We start from the raw sequence: 18,868 nt of genomic DNA, 5'->3' as shown, positions 1-18,868 counted from the left end.
CCTTTGCTAGAATATTTACTTTTACTTTTGGACAGAATGAAGACGAAGTAAAGTTCAAGCTTAGGAGGATGAAAGATGGCAAAGGATCATTCTAAAAATGAAACTAACCGAGAGACAGAGGATACACTGACGAATAGACAGGGGCATCCAATTACAAACAACCAAAATATAAGAACGGTTGGAAACCGTGGCCCAGCAACATTAGAGAACTATGATTTTATCGAGAAAATTAGCCATTTTGACAGAGAGCGAATTCCTGAACGTGTCGTTCACGCTCGCGGAGCTGGAGCACACGGGTATTTTGAAGCGTATGGTGCAGTCGGGGATGAAGACATTGCAAAATATACTCGGGCGAAGCTATTTCAAGAAAAAGGTAAAAAAACTCCGCTTTTTGTACGTTTTTCATCGGTTATTCATGGAGGACATTCCCCTGAAACATTGAGAGATCCACGAGGTTTTGCAGTAAAGTTTTATACAGAAGACGGAAACTGGGACCTGGTTGGTAACAATTTGAAAATCTTCTTTATCCGTGATGCGATGAAATTTCCAGACATGATTCATGCTTTTAAACCAGACCCTGTTACTAATATTCAGGATGCAGAAAGATTTTTTGATTTTTGTGCAAGCTCACCTGAGTCATTCCACATGGTCACATTCATTTATTCGCCTTGGGGTATTCCCGCAAACTACCGTATGATGCAGGGTTCTGGGGTAAACACATACAAATGGGTTAATAAAGAGGGAGAGGCAGTCCTGATAAAGTATCATTGGGAGCCAAAACAAGGAATACGCAATTTAACTCAAGCAGAAGCTGAAGAAATTCAAGCAAAAAACTTTAACCATGCTACGCAAGATCTATACGATGCTATTGAAAAGGGAGATTTCCCTGAGTGGGAGTTAAACGTTCAAATCATGAGTGATGGTGATCATCCAGAACTAGATTTTGATCCACTAGACGACACCAAGCTATGGCCTAACGATCAATTCCCATGGATGCCGGTTGGTAAAATGGTTTTAAATCGAAATCCACAGGACTATTTCACTGAGGTGGAGCAGGTGGCGTTTGGTACAGGTGTACTAGTAGATGGCTTGGATTTCTCAGATGATAAAATGCTTCAGGGACGAACATTTTCGTATTCAGATACACAGCGACATCGTGTTGGAGCTAACTACTTACAGTTGCCAATCAATTCTCCAAAGAAACGTGTTGCAACCAATCAAACTGGCGGACAAATGGCATACCGTTTAGATAGAGGGCCCTTCCAAAATCCTCACATAAATTATGAGCCTTCAATTTTAGATGGCTTGCATGAGGCTGAACAAACTGGCAAAGAATATACTCCGATGATTAAGGGGAACTTAGTTAGAGAGTCGATAGATCGTCAAAATAATACGAAACAAGCAGGAGAAACTTACCGTAATTTTGAACAATGGGAGAAGACAGAATTGTTGTCTAATCTAATAAATGATTTATCTAAATGTGATCAAAGAATCCAAGACAAGATGATTTTCTTGGCAGAAGAAGCGGATGAAGAATATGGAAGACTTCTAAGAGAAGGTTTAAAAAATGCACCAAAAGGTGGCTCTAGTCAGCATCCACTTGGAGATGTAGACGGTGAAAAAGCCCCACAGCAAGCAGTAGAAAATAGCCATGAATCAGATCCGTATTAATTAGAGAAAGACACACTAAAATAGTGCACAGGCTGTAGAGATTCAAAGAAATTTGAAAATGTCTACAGCCTTTTCCTATTTATTATAGTAGGAAAACGTCAATTTTAAGGTTCAGTAGCTAGACTACCATAGGCTGAGCTAAGTCCGACTATCAATTTAAAATAGTGAACGGGACTTGTGATTTATACTTAGGTTTTCATTGATCAATGATTTTAATAGTCCGAATATTGTTAAATTTGTTTTAGTGTAGTAAAGTAATATAAAAGCAAGTGGTTTACTAGGTAAAGTTTTAAGGCCCGACAAATAAGGAAAGTAATAAATAAACGATAAGGAGCTGCTAATATGTCAAAAATTTATATTATCCATGAAAATGATGAGTGGACAATTCATTTAACCAAACGATTAGAAGAGCTGGAGTTGCCTTATGAGACCTGGCACTTGGACAAAGGAATTGTGGACTTGACAATAGAGCCACCAAATGGCGTTTTCTATAATCGTATGAGTGCATCTTCTCACACTAGAGGACATAGGTATGCACCAGAATTGGCAGGTGGCGTACTTACGTGGTTGGAGCACCATGGAAGAACAGTATTCAATGGAACTAAAGCATTAAATCTAGAGTTGAGCAAAATCAATCAGTACACTGCGCTAGAGGCAAGTGGTATTCGAACTCCGAAGACAATTGCTGCTGTTGGCAAGGAGCATATCGTTTCAGCAGCAGAAAAATTAGGGAAAGTCCCTTTTATCACTAAACATAATAGAGCTGGTAAAGGATTAGGGGTGCAATTGTTCCAAACAATCGATGCATTAAAGGAATATGTATATGGGTCACTTTTTGAAGATCCAGTGGATGGCATCACACTAGTTCAGGAGTATATCCAATCGCCAGAATCATATATTACTAGAGCAGAGTTTGTAGGGGGAAAATACTTATATGCAGTTAGAGTAGATACCTCGGAGGGCTTCGAGCTCTGCCCGGCAGACTCCTGTCAAATTGGTGATGCGTTCTGTCCAGTTGGGGAAGAGCCAGAAGTTAAACCAAAATTTGAGATTAAAGAAGATCTAGATGAAGGTTGGATTGCTCGTTATGAAGCCTTTCTACAAGCAAACAATATTGACGTTGCAGGCATCGAATTTATTCGAGATAGTAACGGAGAAGTTTACACGTATGACGTCAATACAAATACAAATTATAATGCGGATGCAGAAGAAAAAGCAGGCAAATATGGAATGCTAGAGCTGGCTAAATTTCTAGGAGCTACACTTGAGAGCTTGAAGGCATTTAACTAATGAAGAAAAGGCTGGGACATGAGTAAATTCAAGCAACGTAAAAATGCTGTGAGTTGAATCTGGTAATAATACCCAACGAGAAGGATACTTCTTTCTGAGTGAAATTCGTTTTGGTAATTATTAATTTCACTACAGATGTCCTCTTTTTACTTAAAATATATACAGTTTTCACTTGGTGTCGAAGAAATTGTTCGGAGCGAAGGCCGCGACTCTTAGGGGACAAGCGCGTGTGAGAGACTACAGGCTCGACCCGTGCCCCCAGGAAAGCGTCCGCTGTAGCGGAGAACACCGATGCTTAAATTTTTAAGGTGGGTTTTGTCCCAAGCTCATTTGGTTTTTAGAGAGGGAAATCTTCCTTTAAAATAGAGTAAATCTTCAAATCCTCATGGTTACCTCTTACCTTCATCCCTTTTCACATAACTCCCTCATAGGACATGCCGGCTTTTTCCATAACGCGGGAGGAGCCAATGTTTTTTATAAAGCATCTAGCCTGTATTCTTATTAAATCCATATGGGTAAATCCAAAATGGATTAACTCCCTTGCAGCCTCTGTTGTTATCCCTTGTCCCCAGTATTCCTGAGAAAGGACATAGCCAATTTCGGCGCTATTATGTTTTGCCTGCCACCCTACATAGTCGATTGTTCCGATTAGCTTACCGTTTTCCTTATATTCAATGCCCCATGGGGAGATACCTTTGTTTTCATACTGCCTCAGAACAAAACGTATGAATTCCTTTGTATCTTCAATCGTATGGTGCGTATCCCAAGTCACATATTTGGAGACTTCGGGATTGGAGGCATATGTATACATATCCTTTGCATCCTCTAGCGTTATTTTTCTTAGAACTAGCCTCTGCGTTTCTAATCGAGGTAGATCCCCATAGATTGATTGAACTTCCACTATAATCCACCCTCTTTTTTGTTAGTTCTTTCCATTATAAATTTTATTTTAAAAAAGGAAAGCAATATTTAGATGAGTTAATTTCATAATTCCTATTATTATTATTATTATTATTAAGAAACACGAACAATCGAGAAGAGAATAAAGAGTAAAATATAATTGATTTCCGCATTAGGCGGACGCCTTCCGTGGGGGTGAGCGATAATCCATTACTGCCCTCTACGCCCACGTTTGTGATGTCTTATCTTTCTCAAACATCCCACTGGTGTTGCCGCCTGTCGCTCCAATCACTCATTGACAAAAGTTCGTGTTTTACTGGTAAAGTGCTATTTAGGAAATTAACTAAGATATAATAGTAGTAACAGAAAATTTAATAGAGAAGAGTGGGAGTATGAAAAAACTTGAGATTATCTTATTCGATTTAGACGGAACAATTTCTGATCCTAAAAAAGGTATAACAGCATCTGTCCAATATGGACTAGAAAAGATGGGAATTGTGGAGCTGGATCTTCAAAAGCTAGAATGCTTCATAGGCCCACCCCTACAGGTTTCTTTTGCTGAGTATTACGGATTTGATGAAAAGCAATGCCAACAAGCCATAGAGTTTTATCGAGAGAGATTTAAAAAAACTGGTATGTACGAAAATGAACTTTATGAGGGAATTGAATTGTTACTGGAAAGATTGAAGACAGAAAGAAAAAAGCTTGTAATTGCCACCTCTAAGCCTACCGTTTTTGCAATTGAGATTTTAAAGTACTTTCAAATCGATGAATATTTTGATTTGGTGGTAGGTAGTGAATTAGACGGAACTAGGTCAGCTAAGGCAGAGATCATTCAATATATTTTAGACCAGTTCGAAGATTATACAACTGACAGCTTTGTCATGATTGGAGATAGAAAGCATGATATTATCGGTGCTAATTTAACTGGCATCGATTCTATTGGAGTAACATATGGATATGGTTCGGCAGAAGAGTTAGAGAATGAGAATGCCACTTTTATTGTGGAGAGTATAAGAGAATTAGAGAAACTACTTGTCTAAACAATATTAGAGGAAAGAAGATTGGCAAGGAAACAAATTATAAAAATAGTTAGGGGTGTAGAATAATGAGTTTTGTTGCGTTGTTGATTAGTCTTTTAGTAGTTATCTTTGGTATAGCCATTTTAGCGGGTATTATTTATCTATTGATGAATGCGGCAAAGAAATAATACTAAGAGTTTTACTGTTTAAATAAGAAAAGCCTCAACGTCTATGTCTGCACATCGATAGGCAAATATAGGCGTTGAAGCTAGACCAGAGCAGGCTGATTGTTAAATTCTAATCGGCCTAACCATTAATATTTATATGATTGTCCGCCATCAATTGTAATTACAGAAGCATTTACAAACTTAGACTCATCCGACAACAGGAATGCCACAACGTTTGCTACCTCTTGAGGTTTACCGAAACGTTTCATAGGATTGGCTGAAACAAATTCCTTACCTGCTTCTTCCCAGCCTTCTTCACCACCGATTTGTTTTAAAGAAGCTTCAACCATAGGCGTCATAATAGCACCTGGTGCAATCGCATTAATATTAATACCGAACTGACCATATTCAATTCCTGAGTTTCTAGTAAGACCGACTACACCATGTTTACTAGCAGAGTAACCGGATTGATTGCCGACTCCACGAATACCACCCACAGAAGCAGTATTTACTACAGAACCAGCTCCATTTTTTTTCATCTCAGCTAGCACATATTTTAAGCCATAAAATACTCCGTTTAGATTAACGTTTACTACCTTGTGGAATTCATCAATACCGAAATCCTCTGTAAGGTTTTGTTTACCTTCAATCCCAGCGTTGTTGAAGAACCCATCTATACGCCCAAATTTGTTTACTGTTTCATCCACATAGTTTTTCACAGCTGCCTCATCTGCAACATTTGCCGTAACTAGAAGCAATTCTGCCTCTGGCGCCACTTCAAGAATTAGCTTTTTTGTTTCCTCTAAACCATTGCTATTTAAATCGACTAATACCAGCTTAGCGCCATCTTTCGCTACAGTTACTGCCGTTACCTGGCCTAGACCTGAACCAGCTCCAGTAATAATTATTACTTTATCTTCAAAGCTTTTACTCATGATTAATCTCTCCGTTTCTTTTATCTTCGATTCGTATATCTCGAATGCAAGATAAATATATACCCTAAATTTTTGTAAATCAATAAATTTGCTCAAAGTATATTGGCACACAATTAGGACTTATATACATTTGCCTCTTTGTTAATTTACAGACCTTTTAGGTTCCTTTTATAATAAGAGAGTTATACAATGATAGAAAAGTTAACCTGATCTTTTTAAATTGGGTTTTTATTCAATACAAAGAAGTTGTCTTGCTTTCGTGCTATATTTTTCAATAGGTGCACTAGGCGTAGACTCCGGTGAAATCAAGCATATTTTGCTCTGTATGCTTTTGAGTAAGTACATATATAGAAAAATTAACACTGCAAGGGCGCCATGCGCTTTTCTTATTGGGAGGTACTAAAATGAAGTTAGTATCGTGGAACGTAAATGGGTTAAGAGCCTGTGTAAACAAAGGATTTTTAGATTACTTCCAGGAAGTAAATGCTGATGTCGTGTGTCTGCAAGAGACGAAGCTTCAAGAAGGTCAGATCCTCTTAGAGCTAGAAGGCTATGAGCAATACTGGAATTATGCATTGAAAAAAGGGTACTCGGGAACCGCTATCTTCACTAAGATAAAGCCTCTTTCCGTTAAATATGGTGTAGGTGAATTTGAAACGGAGGATGAGGGACGTATCATTACGATGGAGTTCGAGGATTTTTACTTGGTAAATGTTTATACCCCAAATGCCAAACGTGATTTAACAAGACTCCCTTATAGATTAGAATGGGAAGACGAAATGCGAACATACTTAAAGCAGCTGGATACAGTAAAGCCCGTCCTCATGTGTGGAGACTTGAATGTTGCTCACGCCGAACTAGATTTAAAAAATGCTAAATCTAATAGAGGAAATTCAGGATTTACTATAGAGGAAAGAGGGAAAATGACCTCCCTTTTGGAGGAAGGGTTTGTAGATACATTCCGGTACTTCCATCCTGACAAAGAGGGTGCCTATACGTGGTGGTCCTATATGAGTAAGGTAAGGGAGCGTAATATTGGTTGGCGCATCGATTATTTTATTGCTTCTCAAAAGTTAGTTCCTAGACTAAAGAGCGCTTCGATTGATTCGCATATTTTAGGCAGCGATCATTGCCCTATTTTGCTAGAAATTGAAGATAAATAGTCGTGACAACCTCGTGGAATACTCAATATATTATGAGAAAGGATACAATCCCTGAATAAAATAGAGTACAATGTTTTTAAAATAGAAATTCTGGAGGTACCAATAGATGAATACTTTAGCTGTCCAATTAAATGAAAAGATGCAAAAAGAAAATCCAGCAATTTTTAATATGTTATCCGATTTAGGCAAGGATTTATACTATCCCAAAGGAATATTGAGTCAAAGTGCGGAGGCTGGGAAAAAAGCGCACCGCTTTAACGCTACAATTGGAATAGCTATTGAAAATGGAGAGCCGATGCATTTTCGCCACATCCAAAATAAAGTAGATTATAATCCAAGTGACATTTATCCATACGCTCCGCCGCAAGGAAAGGAAGCACTTCGTTCTGCTTGGAAGGAAAAATTACTTATCGATAACCCCTCTCTTCAAGGAAAAAACTTTGGATTGCCAATTGTTACAAATGCATTAACCCATGGGTTAAGTATTGTTGCTGATCTATTTGTGAATCCGGGAGATGTGTTAATTACTCCTGATCATTATTGGGGTAACTACAATACAGTCTTTCAAGTTAGACGAGGTGGCAGAGTAGAAACATTCCCTCTATTTAACGGAGATGGGGGCTTTGATGTAGAAGGTTTCCGTACAACACTATTGAAGCAAACAGGAAAAGCAATTGTCGTGTTAAACTTCCCGAACAATCCTACTGGCTTTACTCCATCTATTCAAGAAGGAGAAGCAATAGTGGAAGCCTTGAAGGAAGCGGCAGATGGAGGCTTGAATTTAATAGTACTATTAGATGATGCTTACTTTGGTTTATTCTATGAGGATTCTATTAAGGAATCTCTTTTTGCTCTGCTTGCAGGTGCTCATTCTAATATCTTACCTATCAAAATAGATGGGGCAACAAAAGAAAATTATGTCTGGGGTCTTCGCGTTGGGTTTATCACCTACGCAGCAGGGCCAGATGTTTTAGATGCATTGGAGCAAAAAACTAAGGGAATTATCCGAGGTACAATCTCTAGTGGTTCTCACATTTCACAAACGATGATCCTTGAGTCTCTTCAGTCAGATGAATTCCCAAAGGAAAAGCAAGAAAAATTTAACATTATGCAAGGTAGAGCCATTAAAACAAAAGAAGTACTCGCAAATGAAAAATTTGATGCTTACTGGACATACTATCCATTTAACTCTGGCTACTTTATGTGCCTAAAACTTCACAATCTAGATGCAGAAACGCTTCGATTACACCTATTAGATCAGTATGGAGTCGGTGTTATTGCTAGCAATAAAACGGATATCCGTGTAGCCTTCTCATGTGTAGAAGAAGAGGATATTGAAGAGCTCTTCAACCTCATTTATAAGGGCTGCCAAGATTTAACTAAATAATCATTTAAGTAATGCTGGAACAAAACACACCTAACAAAATCAAAAGCCTCGGAAATTTTACGATTCGTAAAATTTTCGGGGCTTTTTTATCTACTTCTCTGCCGTTGATTTCTGCTACGTTGGACGCTTTTCAGGGGGCATGGATCGAGCCCCCGCGCGCTTGTCCACTAGGAGGTCGCTCCGAACAATTAGGATTTCCATCTACATTAAGTGAAACTCTATATATGTAAACAAAAGCTTTAAGAGGAAGAAATGGCTGCGAGTGATTATCAACGTAAAATAAAAGAGTAGTCAATCTTGGGTTTCATGCAAGCTCTTTTTACGAAAAGAAAGCATATGCTTTCATGCAATTACATACCTTTGTCCGCCTTTAGCTAGGTGAAAATATACATAGGAAAATAGGGTTGAGAGGAGATAGTTTACTAGGCTGGCACTTTCTTAACTTTAGAGAGATTTGAATAGTCATGGCCCGATAGAAGAGGAAATTCTATTAACGTTACCTCACATTTATTTGTTAAATATGTGACTGTATTTCCTTTTCAGAGAATTAAAAATAATTTCTGCGCATATTTTGTAGAGTATTGAATCTATTTTCTTTAGGAGTTCGGAATAATAAAGGGGGGAAAGGAAATGCGTAGAAGAAGAGAATCATCAGTCATATCTCAAATATTTGTAGGTAGCTGTATTGCCATGGTCGTGATATTTGGGCTTTATCTTATTGCAGACAAGGACAAGGAAGCAGTGCAGCCTGTCGTGCCACAAAAAGTGGAAGTCGTACAGGAGACCAAAACAGAAGAGCCGAAGATAGAAGGAAAGGTGACACCAAGTCCATCTAATCCCAATACAAAAGTAGAATATTCTTCTAAGGAATGGGTGACTCATGGGGGAGATTACTATAATAGGAGGTATTCTATTCTCGATCAGATTACATCTGAAAATATTGGAGATTTGAAGCCGACATGGGTAACGAGCTTAGGGTCTGGGGCAGAGCCAAAGTATTCGGGGGAGGCAACTCCATTAGTCGTTGATGGAATTATGTACGTGGCGACTGGAGCAAATGACATTTTTGCTTTAGATGCAAAAACGGGAGAACAAATTTGGGCCTACGAACCTGATATTAGTCAAGAGATGGATACCGTTTGCTGTGGTTGGACAACAAGAGGTTTAGCCGTAGGAGATGGTAAAGTATATGCTGGTTTACTAGATGCTCGTCTAATCGCACTTGATCAAAAAACCGGGGAATTGCAGTGGGAAACAAAAGTGGCAGAATGGGAGGAAGGCTATACCGTTACTAGTGCACCTCTTTACTATAATGGTAAGGTCTATACCGGTGTAGCAGGTGGAGAATACGGAATTCGTGGTCGTGTAATGGCATATGATGCTGATTTAGGATACGAGGTATGGCGATTCTATACGATACCGGGACCAGGAGATATAAATGGCGATACATGGCCGGACAATGACTCATGGTTGACTGGTGGAGGCCCTGTATGGAACACTCCAGCTGTTGATCCAGAGCTTGGATATATTTACTTTGCTACTGGCAATACGGCTCCGGACTTAGACGGTAGTAATCGAGAGGGAGACAATTTATACGCTAACTCAGTTGTTGCGATAAATGCTGAAAATGGAGATTACGTTTGGCACTTCCAGGAGGTACATCATGATATATGGGATATGGATCCAGCAAACCCTGTTGTTTTGTTTGACGTAGAGAAGGACGGGGTTATGAGAAAGGGACTAGGGCAGGCAGGAAAAACTGGCTGGGTGTATTTTTTAGATCGTACAGATGGGACACCTCTTATTGGAATTGAAGAGAAGCCAGTTCCGCAACTGGCAGAACAAAAAACCTCTCCAACACAACCTTTCCCAGTAGGTGATGCTTTTGTGCCTCAAGGAGTTTTCCAGGAGGACGTGGATAAGGATCTAGGAGATGAATTTGAAGGTCAAATAGGAGATATTTTTACTCCTTTCTGGGAGGAGCCAATTACGCTTAAGCCAGGTCCAGCAGGCGGAGCAAACTGGCCACCTTCAGCATATAATCCTGATACTGAATTGTTCTATGTGTTAGGGAATGATAATTATTTTTCATTTGCAAGACAAGAAGAAGAAGCTTTTGAAGAAGGCTCAATGTATATCGGAAGTATAATGCAGCCAGTTTCTAATGCGCCGGTTAGAGGAACAGTCACCGCGTTAGATGTGAAAACAAATAAAATTGTGTGGCAGCAAAACTGGGATGCACAAGCATATAGTGGGGTTTTAACTACTAAAGGGAACCTTGTATTTGTAGGTCATAACGATGGAAGACTCATTGCTTTTGACGCAAAAACAGGCGACCAATTATGGGAGTACATTATGGATGCAGGAGCCAATGCTCCTTCGATCACCTATGAAATAAATGGTGAACAATACATTTCAATTTATGCAGCAGGTAATGCTTTAGCGGGCTCGAAGCATGGAGATAAAATCTATACCTTTAAGCTTGGGGGCACTTTACCAGAAGGGCAAGTGATCGATGGCTCTGTAAAAGAAAAGGTAGACGTTACTGAAGAAACGGAAGGCGAGACGGTTAGCTCTGATTTTGGCCTTGGAGTATACACAAATAGCTGTATAGCTTGTCACGGAGATCAAGGTGCGAATGGACATAATGGGCCGAATCTACAGGATAGTAAATTCGCGGAAAATAGAGAAAACGTAATAGAGCGAATCACTAATGGAGGAACTTCTATGCCATCCTTTAAAGATACATTAACGCAGGAGGAAATTGACGCCGTTGCCGATTATGTCTTGACGGTCATATCCCCTTTAGGTAAATAATAAGATAGGCCACTTAGCCAGTCCTGTTTTGGGCTGGTTTTCTTGTGGGGTAAAGGATTAAATGGTTTTGAGTGTTCAAAAAGGAAAAAAATTTATTTGTAATTTTATAAATAGTAGTTTGCTACCTATGCATTAATATCTATTACATATTGATTGAATCGACAAGAGGAAGATAGATAAGTCATCCTAAAAACGAAGCGTAAGCGACGGGGATCCGCGGAAAGTATCTTAACTAAAGCGGAAATCAGCTATTCCTTTTTCTCAGAAACCAAGGAGCTTTATCCTCGCTATTCTAGTGGTTAATTTTCATGCAAAAGGGTAAATAGTGTATACTAAGTTCAATAGTTATGAGAAGGAGATCATCATGAGAAAAAAATATCCAGATGACAGTTTAGCATTACATACTGATTTATATCAGATAAATATGGTAGAGGCCTATTGGGCTGATAATATGCATGAGAGAAAAGCAGTTTTTGAATTATTTTTCCGTAAACTTCCTTTTGGAAATGGGTATGGAATTTTTGCTGGTCTTGAAAGATGTCTCGAATACTTAAGAGACTTCCATTTTTCAGAAAGTGATTTAGAATATTTACAAAATGGGCTTGGGTATCGTGATGATTTTATTGAATATTTAGGAACTGTTCGCTTTACTGGCGATGTTTATTCGATGAAGGAGGGGGAATTAGTATTTCCTAATGAGCCTATTATTCGAGTCGAGTCAACTCTTGCTGAGGCACAATTAGTGGAGACTGCACTATTGAACATCGTAAATTACCAAACGTTAATCGCCACTAAAGGGTCACGCATCAAGCAGGTGGTCAAGGATGAAGTAGCAATGGAATTTGGTTCTAGAAGAGCTCAGGAAATGGATGCCGCTATATGGGGAACCCGTGCTGCATTTATCGGAGGAATTGAAGCAACTAGCAATGTTCGTGCCGGAAAAATGTTTGGTATTCCAGTCGCTGGAACACATGCACATTCAATGGTGCAGGCATATAAGAGTGAATACGATGCTTTTCTTTCATATGCGAAAAGACACAAGGATTGTGTATTCCTAGTAGACACTTATAACACCTTGAAAACAGGTGTACCAACTGCTATCAAGGTAGCTAAGGAGCTAGGAGACAAAATAAACTTTATCGGTATTCGTCTAGATTCAGGAGATATTTCTTTCTTATCGAAGGAAGCAAGAAAAATGTTAGATGCTGCTGGATTCCCAGATGCCAAAATAGTTGTATCAAATGATTTAGATGAGTATACAATTTTGAACTTAAAAGCTCAAGGTGCCAAAGTAGACAGTTGGGGAATCGGTACTAAACTCATCACAGGTTATGATCAGCCTGCACTAGGAGCAGTATACAAAATTGTTTCTATAGAAAACGAGGCCGGAGAGATGGAGGATACTATTAAAATCTCTTCTACAACTGAAAAGGTGACTACTCCTGGCCAAAAAAGACTCTACCGTATCATTGATAAAGAAAATGGTAAAGCAGAAGGTGATTATATTACGATGCATGACGAGGATCCTACCCACGAGGAACGTCTAAAAATGTTCCACCCTGTTCATACGTTCGTTTCTAAATTTGTCACGAACTTTGAGGCAAAGGAATTACACGTAAAGGTTATAGAGAACGGGGCAGTCATATATGAAAATCCAGAGCTCACCGAGGTTCGTCAATATGCTCATGAAAATCTAGATTTACTTTGGGAGGAGTATAAACGATCTCTGAACCCAGAGGAATACCCAGTCGATTTAAGCCAAAAGTGTTGGGACAATAAAATGCGTAACATTCGAGAAGTGAAGGAAATGGAACATAATTTTATAGCACATAATGGAGGGAATTAAAATGTCTGAAAAACAGAGAGAAATTATCGAAGCCTTGAAGGTGAAGCCTGAGATTGATCCGAAAGAGGAAGTTCGTATAAGTATCGATTTTATGAAAGACTATTTAAAGAAGCATCCATTTTTAAAAAGCATGGTATTAGGTATTTCTGGAGGACAGGATTCTACACTAGTTGGTAAGCTTGCCCAGATGGCAGTAGATGAGTTGAATGAAGAGATGGGCGCAGGTACTTATACATTTATCGCTGTAAGCCTGCCATACGGTGTCCAATTTGATGAATCTGATCGCCAGGATGCATTAAGCTTCATCCAGCCAAGCAAGCGTGTAACTATTAACATTAAAGAAGCAGTAGATGCGAGCGACCGTGCATTGAAGGAAGCTGGCATCACCTTAAGCGACTTTGCTAAAGGGAACGAAAAGGCGAGAGAACGTATGAAGGCACAGTATTCTATAGCAGCAATGCATAATGGAATTGTACTTGGTACTGACCACGCTGCCGAAGCAGTCACTGGATTTTATACAAAGTATGGAGATGGTGGAGTAGATTTAACTCCTCTTTTCCGTTTGAATAAAAGACAGGGTAAACAATTGTTAAAACATCTAGGAGCACCGGAGCATCTTTATACGAAGATTCCGACTGCAGATTTAGAGGAAGATCGTCCTGCTTTACCAGATGAAGTTGCTCTAGGTGTAAGCTATGATGACATTGACGACTATTTAGAAGGAAAAACGGTATCACAGGAAGTAGAAGAAAAGATTGTTGGCTTCTACGACCGTTCCGAGCATAAACGACAGCTACCAATAACTATCTTCGATGACTTTTGGAAGTAATAGAAGCATGGAATTTCTAGAGATAGAAATTTCATGCTTTTTATTGCGTTTATCAAAGGGGAACTATTTTTAGTTATCTTTTTATTAAAACTATATATTTAATTGCTCTACCTACTGAACGTATCCGCCTATTCTTCTTTTGTTCGTATATCATTAACTAAATTGAAATTATGAAATAGATTGAGTTCCAAAATATATCCTTTTTAAATGAGTGTCGTCTAAATTAAGGTACAGCTTTATAAATTTTAAAAATAGGATTAAGAACTGGATACTAAATTCATATATTATAAATTTTACAGCAGAGATTTTAGACAGTTTTAAGCTAGATTTTGGATTCAAAAAAATTGGCAGAATATAACTCTTTATATAGGATAAGTAATTTTTAAATTGTTTTATCCTTTTATTTTCGTTATGCTTAGAGTGTATTATAAAAATTTTCTAACTAATCATTTAATGATAGTTTTGGGGGAAACCATATGAAGGATCAAGCACAGATTCAAGCAATTATTACTAACATAGAGAAAGTTATGATAGGGAAGAAAAGCATTGCGGAATTAGCAGTCATCTCACTTTTGGCAGATGGACATGTATTACTAGAGGATGTACCAGGAGTGGGTAAAACTATGATGGTACGAGCTCTCGCTAAATCTATTGGAGCAGAGTTTAAGAGAATACAATTTACGCCAGACTTATTACCATCAGATGTATTAGGAGTATCTATATATAATCCTAAGGAAATGGAATTTGAGTTTCGACCTGGACCTATTTTAGGAAATATTGTGTTGGCTGACGAGATTAATCGTACATCGCCAAAAACACAATCTGCGTTATTGGAGGGAATGGAAGAATCATCAATAACAATCGATGGTATTACTATGCCGCTACCAAAGCCATTTTTTGTTATGGCAACCCAAAATCCTATAGAGCATGAGGGTACATATCCATTGCCAGAAGCTCAGTTAGATCGCTTTTTGATGAGAGTGAAAATGGGCTATCCACATCCAAGTGAAGAAATTGAAGTGTTAAATAGATTAGAGCATGCCTCTCCTATTGACAGCCTTCAACCAGTCATTTCGTTGGAAGAGCTTATTCATCTTCAAAAGCAAGTGAAAAATGTTAGCGTGGATCAAACCATGAAGGGCTATATTGTAGACCTTGCTAATAGAACTAGAGTTGATACATATATTTACCTAGGGGTAAGTCCTCGTGCTTCTATTGCTCTAATGCGTGCTTCACAAGCGTATGCATTGTTACAGGGGAGAGACTATGTTATTCCAGATGATATTCAGTATTTAGTGCCATTTGTTTTTGGACATCGTGTGATCCTTCGACCAGAGGCAAGATATGATGGTATATCCTCTGAGGAAGTACTTTCTCGTGTTGTAAAAAGAACTTCTGTCCCTATAAAGAGGAAGGTAAACGGATGAATAGTTGGTTAGAGGGATTTAAGAAACTTAAAGGTATTGGTGGAGTCCTCCTTCTATTAGTGGTCGCTTTTGTTTACGCAATGTTCCAGGGAGGATTTGTGAGCTGGTTTCTTTTTTACCTCATTGTCCCTATAGCTCTATATTCGGTGCTCCTGTTTTTTTATCCTCTATCCAAATTAGAGGCCGAGCGGACGATTGAAACACGAAAGGTATATAGCGGAGGAAAATTCTCTGCAACAATCAAGGTGACAAGAAATGATAGCTTTCCCTTGCTGTTTGTTTGGTTTGAAGAAAGAGTGAGTAATTCACTTTTGCATACAGGCTCTAAGAAACAGCTCATCTTTTGGGGTATGAAAAAAGAATTTACCTGGACATATGAAATTGAACATATGCCTCGTGGGGAGCATGTATTAGAAGGAACATCAATCGAAATAAGCGATTTGTTCGGATGGGTGAAAAAAAATGTATTTATTCCTAATACTAAAACCTTACTCGTCTTTCCAAATCTAGTGGATATGGTTTATATTCCTATCGAAACTAGGTATGATCAGGGAGCAGCGGCCTCAAGAATTCAGGTTATGAAGGATACTTCTATGGCTACGGGGGTTCGCTCCTATCAGCCCGGGGACCGAGTATCCTGGATACACTGGAAGTCATTTGCTCGTACTCAAACCCTTAAAACAAAGGAATTTGAGGATCGTCAATCACAGGATTTGTTTATATTAATCGATCGGACTTTGTCTCCTATGTTCGAGGACGTGGTAGATTTATCTGCATCTATTATGCAGGCGATTGTCCGTCACCAAGCTAGTAGCGCTTTTCTATCTATAGGGCAGAATCGTTTTTTCGTACAGAATGTAGAAAATGAGGAACAGCTTCATAGAGTGCTTTATCATCTAACGAAGGTACAGCCAGATTTAGACAAGCCAATCGATCAAGTAATATCGCAAGAGCCTACTTTGGCTCAAGCAACTTCATTGTTATACATTACTAGCAAGTTAACACATGAGTGGGTTGATGGGATACAACGAAATGCTGGAAACCTGCGAGTGTGTCGTTGTTTTGTCGTGAAAAATAAAGACGAAAAACCAAATAAAAATGAAAATGCCCTCTACCAGTATGCGAAAAGTAGAGGAGTTGAAGTTCATAATATTACGAAGGATCGTTTTGCCCAAGCGTTTATGGAGGTGAATCGCTCATGAAAGAAAGCTACCAGCAGAAAATAGTTTCTCTTCTCATTTATATATTTACTTGTCTTTTGATGGTGGAATGGTTAAAGCCGGTAATGGAATTGACAGATACAGACCATTTGTCATTGTTTGTCTTTTATTTGGCCATCTCATTCTTCTTTTACTTTATTAAATTGGATTGGAAGCTTGCTATACCTATTAAGTTATTATTTATATGTTGGATAATAGTTTATATATACACTGATTACTCCTTTTTCTCGAAGGTTTCTTTAGATTATCTTGGTGTAGAGCTTCTACATAACTTGTCTGCTATTTTTAGTCAAGAATGGGGAGCGATTACTGATCCATTCCGTACGTTTTTATTTTTTGTATTGCTTTGGATGACGACCTACTTATTAAATTATTGGATTAGAGTTCGGAAGACACTTCTGCTATTTTTTATCCTCACGGTATTATTTATAACCATTTTGGATGCATTTAGCCCGTATAGTGGTAAAGATTCCATAGTCACTACTCTAATATCTGGATTTATAATTATGGGATTATTGTACATTCAAAAGCTATTGGTAGAGAATAATATATCACTTAAAGGTACTTTTATTACTGCTTCCATCGGCAGCTTAATACTGCTGCTTGCAATTAGCGGTATCACAGCTTATGCTTTGCCAAAAGCAGGACCAATCTGGCCAGATCCTGTTCCTTTTTTCACTACTTCTACTCTTGAAGTGGACGAGCGTGAGGGAGGAGTGAAAGGTACAGGCGGCATAAAGAAGGTTGGATATGGAGAAAATGATGAACAGTTAGGTGGTGCCTTCCAAAGCGATGATACGCCTATTTTTTGGGCAGATGTAAATACACAACAATATTGGAAGGTAGAAACAAAGGACACATATACCTCTAAAGGGTGGATTCAGTCGGAGAGTGAGGTAGAGCTTCAAAACTTTGGAATTGGAGAGATATTTGAAAGCGATATACCACCAGGAGAAGATAATTTAACAACAGATGCCAACATAGTTATGGCACAAGATTTTCCGTTAATCCTTCAGCCATATGGCATTAAAAGCATACAAACAAATGAAGAAGCAATGTTTACACGAAACCCATTAAATCAAAAAATTTCGGTTCTTAATAGCTCTAATTCTAGTCTATGGGATTACAATGTTTCATTTAGTGAGCCTACGTACAGCCTGAAAGCGTTGCGTGCTACTAATACAGAGAGCTTGAATTCATTATCTAGTGATTTTGATAGATATTTGCAGCTACCAGATACATTGCCAGATAGAGTGAGAGAGCTAGCAGTTAGTATTACACAAGACAAGTCAAGCCTCTATGATAAGGCGAATAGTATTGAAAGATATTTTAGATCAAATAGTTTTAGCTACAACCAAACAATGGCTGCAATACCTGATAAGGACACCGATTACGTAGACCAATTTCTGTTTGATACGAAGGTAGGGTATTGCGATAACTTTTCTACATCTATGGTAGTTTTACTTCGTTCTATTGATATTCCAGCACGTTGGGTGAAGGGCTTTGCACCTGGGGATCGTACGAATATGGAGAATTTGGGAGATGTCTATGAGGTAACGAACAATAACGCACACTCATGGGTAGAAGCTTATTTTCCAAATGTGGGATGGATAACGTTTGAGCCAACGATCGGCTTCTCTTCAAGCGCTAATATTGTATACGATGTTGAGAAACAGACAGACGAACTACTAACGCCAGAAGAACAACAGGAAACTCCTAAGAGCGAAGGATCTAAAAAAGAGGATGAAGTGTCTTTCAGCTTTACAGCTTTTTTACAAACCATTATAGACTGGATAAGTGAGAAGAAAGTGACAATCCTTTGGTTTGTCATTATCCTTGGAATCTTAAGCTTATTTGCCTACATACACCGAGGCAAATGGTTGTCAAAGGTTTTAATCCCAACATCAAGGCTGCGAAAAAATGACTGGAATTCCTTCGAAAAAATGTATCATCAGCTGCTACGGCAATTGAGTCGTCGCGGCCTTGTAAGAGAGCAAGGTCAAACCTTGATGGACTTTGCACGAAAAGTAGACAAGGACTTTGGCGATACTCATATGATAAGGCTAACTAAAGCGTATCAACAAGGATTTTATGGTAACAATAAAACTGAACTCAATTACGCGTCAATTAGAGAAAGTTGGGAATATTTAATCAATCAGCTAAGCGGTTGATTTTAACCTCAACAACCTGTAAA

General features: G+C 38.6%; 12 protein-coding genes and 1 pseudogene. 11 read left to right on the top strand and 2 right to left on the bottom strand.

Annotation, left to right across the window (positions count from 1 at the left end):
• The first annotated feature begins 75 nt into the window (after window positions 1-75).
• Both MKY94_RS17425 and MKY94_RS17420 read left to right on the top strand, forming a co-directional pair.
• A complete protein-coding gene (locus MKY94_RS17425) occupies window positions 76-1,671 on the top strand; it encodes a catalase (RefSeq protein ID WP_340863775.1) in 1,596 nt (531 codons plus the stop codon).
• Between the two features lie 342 nt (window positions 1,672-2,013).
• Window positions 2,014-2,961, top strand: a complete 948-nt coding sequence (locus MKY94_RS17420) for an alpha-L-glutamate ligase (protein ID WP_154309927.1) — start codon at window positions 2,014-2,016, stop codon at window positions 2,959-2,961.
• Window positions 2,962-3,298: 337 nt separating this feature from the next.
• Here MKY94_RS17420 and MKY94_RS17415 read toward each other — a convergent pair.
• Window positions 3,299-3,862, bottom strand: a pseudogene (locus tag MKY94_RS17415) (GNAT family protein).
• Between the two features lie 391 nt (window positions 3,863-4,253).
• On the opposite strand from MKY94_RS17415, the gene MKY94_RS17410 reads away from it, so the two are divergent.
• Window positions 4,254-4,904: an HAD family hydrolase gene (locus MKY94_RS17410; RefSeq protein ID WP_342577501.1), complete on the top strand. Its 651-nt coding sequence runs from the start codon at window positions 4,254-4,256 to the stop codon at window positions 4,902-4,904.
• Between the two features lie 292 nt (window positions 4,905-5,196).
• Here MKY94_RS17410 and MKY94_RS17405 read toward each other — a convergent pair whose 3' ends face one another.
• Window positions 5,197-5,985 carry an SDR family oxidoreductase gene (locus MKY94_RS17405; RefSeq protein ID WP_154309929.1) on the bottom strand — a complete coding sequence of 263 codons (789 nt, stop codon included), beginning with the start codon at window positions 5,983-5,985 and terminating at the stop codon, window positions 5,197-5,199.
• Window positions 5,986-6,389: 404 nt separating this feature from the next.
• Between MKY94_RS17405 and MKY94_RS17400 the strand changes: the two genes are divergently transcribed.
• The 8 genes from MKY94_RS17400 to MKY94_RS17365 all read left to right on the top strand — a co-directional run bounded on the left by MKY94_RS17400 (window position 6,390) and on the right by MKY94_RS17365 (window position 18,845).
• Entirely contained in the window at window positions 6,390-7,148 is a 759-nt protein-coding gene (locus MKY94_RS17400) for an exodeoxyribonuclease III (RefSeq protein ID WP_154309930.1), read from the top strand.
• Window positions 7,149-7,254: 106 nt separating this feature from the next.
• Entirely contained in the window at window positions 7,255-8,535 is a 1,281-nt protein-coding gene (locus tag MKY94_RS17395) for an aminotransferase class I/II-fold pyridoxal phosphate-dependent enzyme (RefSeq protein ID WP_191697829.1), read from the top strand.
• 630 nt (window positions 8,536-9,165) lie between these two features.
• Window positions 9,166-11,352, top strand: coding sequence for a PQQ-binding-like beta-propeller repeat protein (locus MKY94_RS17390; RefSeq protein ID WP_342577500.1), 2,187 nt, complete (start codon window positions 9,166-9,168; stop codon window positions 11,350-11,352).
• A gap of 364 nt (window positions 11,353-11,716) precedes the next feature.
• On the top strand, window positions 11,717-13,198 hold the full coding sequence (locus MKY94_RS17385) for a nicotinate phosphoribosyltransferase (RefSeq protein ID WP_342577499.1): 1,482 nt from the start codon (window positions 11,717-11,719) through the stop codon (window positions 13,196-13,198).
• Between the two features lies 1 nt (window position 13,199).
• Entirely contained in the window at window positions 13,200-14,027 is an 828-nt protein-coding gene (gene nadE / locus MKY94_RS17380) for an ammonia-dependent NAD(+) synthetase (protein ID WP_144540842.1), read from the top strand.
• Window positions 14,028-14,503: 476 nt separating this feature from the next.
• On the top strand, window positions 14,504-15,454 hold the full coding sequence (locus MKY94_RS17375; protein ID WP_144540845.1) for a MoxR family ATPase: 951 nt from the start codon (window positions 14,504-14,506) through the stop codon (window positions 15,452-15,454).
• A complete protein-coding gene (locus MKY94_RS17370; protein ID WP_154309933.1) occupies window positions 15,451-16,656 on the top strand; it encodes a DUF58 domain-containing protein in 1,206 nt (401 codons plus the stop codon). The genes MKY94_RS17375 and MKY94_RS17370 overlap by 4 nt, the downstream gene beginning before the upstream one ends.
• The gene (locus MKY94_RS17365) at window positions 16,653-18,845 is read left to right on the top strand and encodes a transglutaminase domain-containing protein (RefSeq protein WP_144540851.1); all 2,193 of its coding nucleotides are present in this window, start codon (window positions 16,653-16,655) and stop codon (window positions 18,843-18,845) included. Before MKY94_RS17370 ends, MKY94_RS17365 begins: the two co-directional genes overlap by 4 nt.
• Window positions 18,846-18,868: the final 23 nt, after the last annotated feature.

Origin of the sequence: Psychrobacillus sp. FSL K6-2843, assembly GCF_038626375.1 — a bacterium.
In the GTDB taxonomy this organism is placed as follows: domain Bacteria; phylum Bacillota; class Bacilli; order Bacillales_A; family Planococcaceae; genus Psychrobacillus; species Psychrobacillus faecigallinarum.
This window is presented reverse-complemented; position numbering and strand designations above follow the sequence as displayed.